The organism is Candidatus Villigracilis proximus (assembly GCF_016717045.1).
GTDB lineage: Bacteria > Chloroflexota > Anaerolineae > Anaerolineales > Villigracilaceae > Villigracilis > Villigracilis proximus.
This window is the reverse complement of the sequence record NZ_JADJUO010000002.1, coordinates 148584-154583: the sequence shown is the minus strand read 5'-3', so window position 1 is coordinate 154583 and position 6000 is coordinate 148584. Positions and strand designations below refer to the sequence as shown.

At 46.7% G+C, this 6000-nt stretch carries 8 protein-coding genes; 7 read left to right on the top strand and 1 reads right to left on the bottom strand.

Annotation, left to right across the window (positions count from 1 at the left end; translation table 11 throughout):
* Positions 1–41: 41 nt before the first annotated feature.
* From IPL71_RS04070 to IPL71_RS25775, 3 genes are all read left to right on the top strand, one after another.
* The gene (locus tag IPL71_RS04070) at positions 42–527 is read left to right on the top strand and encodes an nSTAND1 domain-containing NTPase (protein WP_345319125.1); all 486 of its coding nucleotides are present in this window, start codon (positions 42–44) and stop codon (positions 525–527) included.
* Positions 528–636: 109 nt separating this feature from the next.
* The gene (locus tag IPL71_RS04065) at positions 637–819 is read left to right on the top strand and encodes a hypothetical protein (RefSeq protein ID WP_345319113.1); all 183 of its coding nucleotides are present in this window, start codon (positions 637–639) and stop codon (positions 817–819) included.
* A 689-nt stretch (positions 820–1508) separates the two neighbouring features.
* A complete protein-coding gene (locus IPL71_RS25775; protein ID WP_514130737.1) occupies positions 1509–1742 on the top strand; it encodes a hypothetical protein in 234 nt (77 codons plus the stop codon).
* A 661-nt stretch (positions 1743–2403) separates the two neighbouring features.
* Here IPL71_RS25775 and IPL71_RS04060 read toward each other — a convergent pair.
* The gene (locus IPL71_RS04060) at positions 2404–2652 is read right to left on the bottom strand and encodes a hypothetical protein (protein ID WP_345319111.1); all 249 of its coding nucleotides are present in this window, start codon (positions 2650–2652) and stop codon (positions 2404–2406) included.
* A 79-nt stretch (positions 2653–2731) separates the two neighbouring features.
* Here IPL71_RS04060 and IPL71_RS25770 point away from each other — a divergent pair, with 79 nt between their 5' ends.
* The 4 genes from IPL71_RS25770 (at position 2732) to IPL71_RS04050 (ending at position 5022) form a co-directional block, all read left to right on the top strand.
* Positions 2732–2989 (top strand): nSTAND1 domain-containing NTPase, encoded by a 258-nt coding sequence (locus IPL71_RS25770; RefSeq protein ID WP_514130736.1) that lies wholly within the window; start codon positions 2732–2734, stop codon positions 2987–2989.
* A 407-nt stretch (positions 2990–3396) separates the two neighbouring features.
* On the top strand, positions 3397–3630 hold the full coding sequence (locus IPL71_RS04055; protein ID WP_345319109.1) for a hypothetical protein: 234 nt from the start codon (positions 3397–3399) through the stop codon (positions 3628–3630).
* Entirely contained in the window at positions 3624–3788 is a 165-nt protein-coding gene (locus IPL71_RS25765) for an nSTAND1 domain-containing NTPase (protein ID WP_514130735.1), read from the top strand. Before IPL71_RS04055 ends, IPL71_RS25765 begins: the two co-directional genes overlap by 7 nt.
* Before the next feature lie 964 nt (positions 3789–4752).
* Positions 4753–5022 (top strand): hypothetical protein, encoded by a 270-nt coding sequence (locus IPL71_RS04050; RefSeq protein WP_345319107.1) that lies wholly within the window; start codon positions 4753–4755, stop codon positions 5020–5022.
* Positions 5023–6000: the final 978 nt, after the last annotated feature.

Sequence of the window (6000 nt, the reverse complement as noted above, 5' to 3'; positions counted from 1 at the left end):
CTTTGCACGCTGGAGCGAAATCGTTTTGAAAGAGGGACGGGATAAGCGTCCTTTGTACTCTCTTCATTGACCACCTTGATAAAGTCTTCACACAGATCAGCAAAGAAGAAGAACGTGTTGCATTTCTCAACTTGCTGACCCATGCCGCCAAGGTCGAAAACGGACGACGCGTCATCATCCCATTTTCCATGCTGCGCTCGGATTTTGTCTCGAATTGCGCGATCTACCCACAACTCAACGCACCGGTCAACCAGCAATTCGTACAGATCGGTGCCACAGCCAGAGGAATTGGTTTCGGCGCCATCGCCCAACCCGCCCTGCGTGCCGGACTGCGCATCGACCCCGACCTGATCGCGCAGATCATTAATGAAATGAAAGGCGAGCCAGGTGCACTGCCATTGATGCAATTCGCGCTCAAGGATTTATTTGATTCTCAACAGGACAAAAGCGGCGTTCCAGCTTTGACTCTCAATGATTATTTACAGCGCGGCGGCTATTATCAAAGCATTGGAACGCCATGCGGATGATCTGTTTTCAAAACTAAGCAGGAACGAACAGGAATTGGCACGCCCATTTTCAGCGGACTGATTGAGATCGGGCGTGGTACACAGGATACAAAACGAACGGCATTGTTTGATGAATCCCGTCCCTGCGAATTACAAAAAAGCCGCAGATGTGGAAGCCATTGTGCAAAAACTGGCGGATGCGCGCTTGATCACAACCGATGAACAGGCAGGCAAAGATACGGTTACGATCTCGCATGAAAGCGTTGATCGATGCCTGGCCTTGGCTGAAAAAACTAGTCAACGAAAATCGTGATGTGATTGGGTGTGCTGTAAAATGAAATCAAATCGGACGCCAAGGAGTGGAAGAGTACAAACGCGATAATAGCATATGAAGTTTCGCCGGTTTGTATAGGTCGCACGCCCAGCAATTGCCCAAGAAAAAATAAAATCGATTTTAGTGAAAGCGCTAAAATTTATTTGAAAGTAGCTAAAACTGCGGAAGATAATGCGCTATTTAGTAAGCAAACGCACACAATGTAGAATTACCACGGGACTATTAGTTTTCTCTACTATGTCTTGGGATTGTTACTCTTTTCTCTTTACAGTTAAAAATTTCACGTGCTCAGCGACTTGCATCACAAGCTCAAGTTTCTTTTGTAGTCCAAAGATTACAACACCGCGCTTCTTTTAGCGTAGCAATCTAATCTAATATACAAAAACGACCTGGGACTTTGCGGTTAACCCAGCTAACATGCATAAAAAGTTTTAGAGATAATAAAAGAACAATATCTTGGTCCCGCGTATTATGAATGTAGCTTGGTCCGTGGGTGGCAAACTAGCTTCAGGATTGGATGACGGCACAGTTTTATCATTTGGAATCTGAAAACGGGGCTGCCTGCTCAAACATTTAGGGGGCACAACTCTAGAGTCACAAGCGTTGCTTGGTCTGCCATGGTCAACCAGCGTCGAGCTCACAAGACGGCACAGTAATTATTTGGAACCTTGCAACAAGTCAACCTTCCCAAATTTCTAAATGGGCACAAGGACATAGTCACAAGCGTTGCCTGGTCTAAAGATAATCAATTAGCCTCAGGTTCATTTGATAAAATGGTTATTATCGGGACGCCACAACTGGAAAACCGTCTAAAATCTTATATGGTCATAAAGACTTTGTTTCAGCGTTGCCTGGTCCAAAGACGGAAAGTTAGCATCTGGGGTCATATGATAAAACGGTAATTATTTGGAATCCTCTGACTGCCCAATCTGAAAAAAACCTTTATGGACACTCAGATATTGTTTCAAGTGTTGCTTGATCTGCCGACGGACTATTAGCATCAGGCTCATGAGTTTTCTTTAAATCAATAATCATTTTAGGAAAATCTGGCACACCAAAATTCATAAATTATAATCCGACAACAAGTGTAGTTGGTCTTTAGATGGAATTCTAGCATCAGGCACCGATTATGAACTGTAACAATGTGGGATATTCAAACTAGGCAACCTATTCAAATCTTCAAAGAACATAGGACAAGAGTAGAAAGTGTGGCATGGTCCACTGATGGACAATTAACATCAACAGATGAATAATCAAACTTAATAAGAATTATTTGTCAGCCAAATACTTTGCAAATCACTTATTACCAGAAATATGTCTTTGAAATGAATGGGAAATTATGAAGGCGTACTTTATGTTTAACATCAACCTGCCTGCTTACCTAATTTGTACGATCCTTCACTTCAAATCCAAACACATCGTCATTTCTCACGTGGAAAGGTCAACACCTTTCTACTTGGGTAATGTTTGCCAATATTGGTTTTATTTTTTTGCCTTAAGACCTATAATTAGCTACTTGGGCATGGCAAAGTGTGAGTTAAGGGTAATTAACCAATGACCAACCTAACCGACGACCCCAAAGAAATCAAAAATATCGCCAAAGCCGACAACAGCAATTCCGTTTGAAGTATCTCTCGTGGTGGCGATATCAGTGGAAACATCCACATCGGGGATGTATATCGTACACCCGGAAGATGATCTTCCTCTCCAGCGATGAGATCGAAAATGGATTAACCGCTTCGTCAATTTCTCCCCGACGCGCGCCTGTTCTTCAAAGATTCCGCTTTCGGTCCATCGCAGAAACTGCGCCACTTTCTCGGCGCGGATCAGAACTCGCTCAGTTCTGCGCTAAAATCCCAGCGCGAAGACGGGGTAAACCGTCGATCGGTTGATGTCCGTGGAAGTGACGGATATTTCCTTCCGCGCCATGAGCTCGGAACCAACGTTCCCCCGCCCTATTACGGTCTCGTCCACCGTTTCTCCTTGGTCTGTTTGCCTTCCGTCCCGAAGACAGGGGAGTCTTCTTCGGGCGGGAGTGCTTCGTCAAAGGCTGGTCGCACGCATCAAGGCGCATCCCTTCCTGGCGGTGCTCGGTGCATCAGGGTCGGGAAAATCGTCGCTGGTCATGGCAGGTCGGTTCCGCGCTTGAGGCGCAGATGAGTTATCTCACGCCGTCCTCTACCGCTCAGTTGGGCACTCACACAGCAAAGGAATCCGCCAGCGCAAAAACGGTTTTCGTCATCAGATCAATTTGAAGAGTTGTTCACGCACCCGCATGAAGCGCGCCGAGCGTGCGGATTTCATCCACGCACTGCTTGAACTCACCAAAACGGATCCCGCAGTGGCTGGCCATCACCGAGGCGCTGCTTTTGGGGTGGGGTCGCCATTTACGCCGATCTCGGACCCCCACGCGGGAGCATCAGGAACTGATTGCGCCCTTAAGTGACTGTGGACTGAGCTGCATTCCGCGATGGAGAAGCAAGCCGCGGTCGTTGGTCTGCGCTGACCCGACCTTGAGCGGATCCAATCTTGCGGAGGTCAGGGCGAGCCGGCGCCATGCCCCTGCTGCAACATGCCCTTTGGGAATTGCTGGATCGCCGTCATGGACTTTGGATCAAGGCGGAGAATATCAAGCCTTCGGCGAGTCAAACAGGCGATCGCATCCACTGCGGAGGAAGTCTACGCCTCCTGCTCGGATTTGAGCGGGCTCGCGTACCGGGACATTTTCCTACGCGACCTGTGCTCGACGAGGCAGCGGCGAAGGACGCGACACGCGCCGCCGTGTGCTGATCGAGGAATTGATCCCGTCAACAGCGACAGTTCTGTCACCATTAACCGGCTCGGCAATCCGCCGATGCCGCCTGATTGTGAAAACCGATAAAGATGTTGAAGTGGCACACGAAGCTCTGATCCGCCACTGGGAGAGATTGCGGACATGGTTTGAATGAAGATCGGCGACTAATTTGAGACTGCGCGAAAGGGTGAGATGCAGCCCGTCAGTGGGATGATCCCGGCAGAAAGATAATAGTTTATTGTATAAAGGCTGTCGTAACAGCTCATCGCCGCGCCATCAGGCATACTTTGAATCGGCGAGACATGCATTTCACTACCTCCAGTAATTGTCAAATGAGCGTCGACAAAGAATTCAGAAAATCGTATCCCAGTTTGCCTTTGCGGCACCCTGGTCATACTTGTCGTTTGGGGGGGCGCTGGGCATACTACCAATCCAGCGGCAGAGAGTTATGAACGAAAGTCCGCTCGTAGATGAAATTGGGGCTATGGAAATTATCTTTGGCACAGACCTTACCAGACAGAAATGAAGATGAGCCTGTCTTGGAAAAAATAAATGTAGACCCATTTAGCATGGAGGCTACCGAGGTGACCAACGCGCATTATCGGAGCTGTGTCGAGGCTGGTGTTTGTGAAAAACCGAAAAGACACCGAGTTTTATGACAGGGCCAAATTCGATAAACATCCGGTCGTTTATGTCACCTCGACGGCGAAGACGTATTGCGCATGGCTTGATCGGCGCTTGCCCTGGATACATAACGGATGGGAGCGCGCGCGCTCGCGGTCAAAATGGACGATCATGGCCGTGGGGTGAGGCTCCACTCCTCCGGAGAAATCCAATGTTATGATTTTATTTCCGAAAGAGGAAATGGTTTGAACCCAACGGCACTACCGTGACATCCTTTCCCTATGGGGCCACTCCAGGTGATAATGCCATTTATGACTTGTTGGGAAATGTTTGGGAGTGGACATCCACTACAACAGGTGATGATGTCTATATCCTGAGAGGGAGGATCATGGGATGCAGTAATGTATAGAATTACCAACATCAGTAAGTCTATTGGAAGACAGCCTGACCAATCGACAGGCTTTCGTTGTGCAAAATAAACCAAGGAGGATGTAATGAGTATTTCCGGTCCGCTTCTGTACGTGATCGTTATTGTAATAGTGATTGCGTTGTTGTTTTTGGCTGTTTGGCTGTTGAATGAAATTGCGCGAAATAGATACCAGAATAGATTTGTGACCTGCATGCTCCCCGACCAGACCTCACTTTCATTGGCTGACTGGGATGAGATTTCCCCGCCTGGTTTGGATGGGGTGATGGTTTACAATAGCACAGCGCCACTTAAGGGTTTGTCGGATAAAATCCAACTCTCTGAAAGAAGCGGATAAATCGGCTATTGAGGGATTTTACTGAAAACGTGAAATTCCAATTCAGCCCGATTTATGAGCCTCCTCCCACTGGAAGTATTTCAACAATTAATATCCTATCTTGGAAAATCTTCAGATTCAAATGTTGAGAAAGATGTTATTCTCGACGATCACGATTGGTTGTTGGAATTTGGCATGCAGGAAAGTGCGAAGGATGCAGGTAATAAGTTTTTGCTGTTGCTTTTAACATGACCTTGCAATTACATCGAAAACATGCAATAAATACATACCCCGACGACTGTACTAGTAATTGCAATAAAAAATAAATACACTTCAACAGAAAAATACAAATGTAAAAATTAAAGGTTTCTAAAGGGAGTATTGACGCTAACCCTGGTGGGACTATAAAACAGGTACTAGCAAAATATTTCTATTTCAAATCCCAATGGTGACAAAAAACCTTAACCATCGGTGGAGGGGAAGTGAACAAAACACCTATAGTTTGGTGGGACATGGAATTGTGAGTAACTCGTAACTTTCCCCGTGGCTTGGTTGTAATTATTGGCGATGTGCTGCCCGCTTCGCATCAGGCGGTATGTCCTAATTTGCCGATTGAGTCCGAGTCCACGCTGGTGCCGTGAGGAGCGTTTCTTAAGTCAATTTGTAGTCGTTTTAACATGCGAGTCCAACAAACCCCATCGTTTATCTGGGATATGATGCTTCATAAATATTTGTTGATGCCCATCCGCGTGTAACTCGCAACTCCCATGTCAATATAAAAACTGCAAGCGTCAACTTAAAGTTTTTATTGTTCACTTTTTATAGGCGGTTTCTACCCCATCACGATCTTCGGACGACTGCAAGCGTGCAGGATACCTTGAGAATACGATGACACACGTGCGCCGAAATATTGAGTTGACTCATGTACAGCACGATGTCGCCGCCTGCATCAGGCTATGATCTTCGCCCTATATCTTGCAAAGAAAGATATTTTCTTGT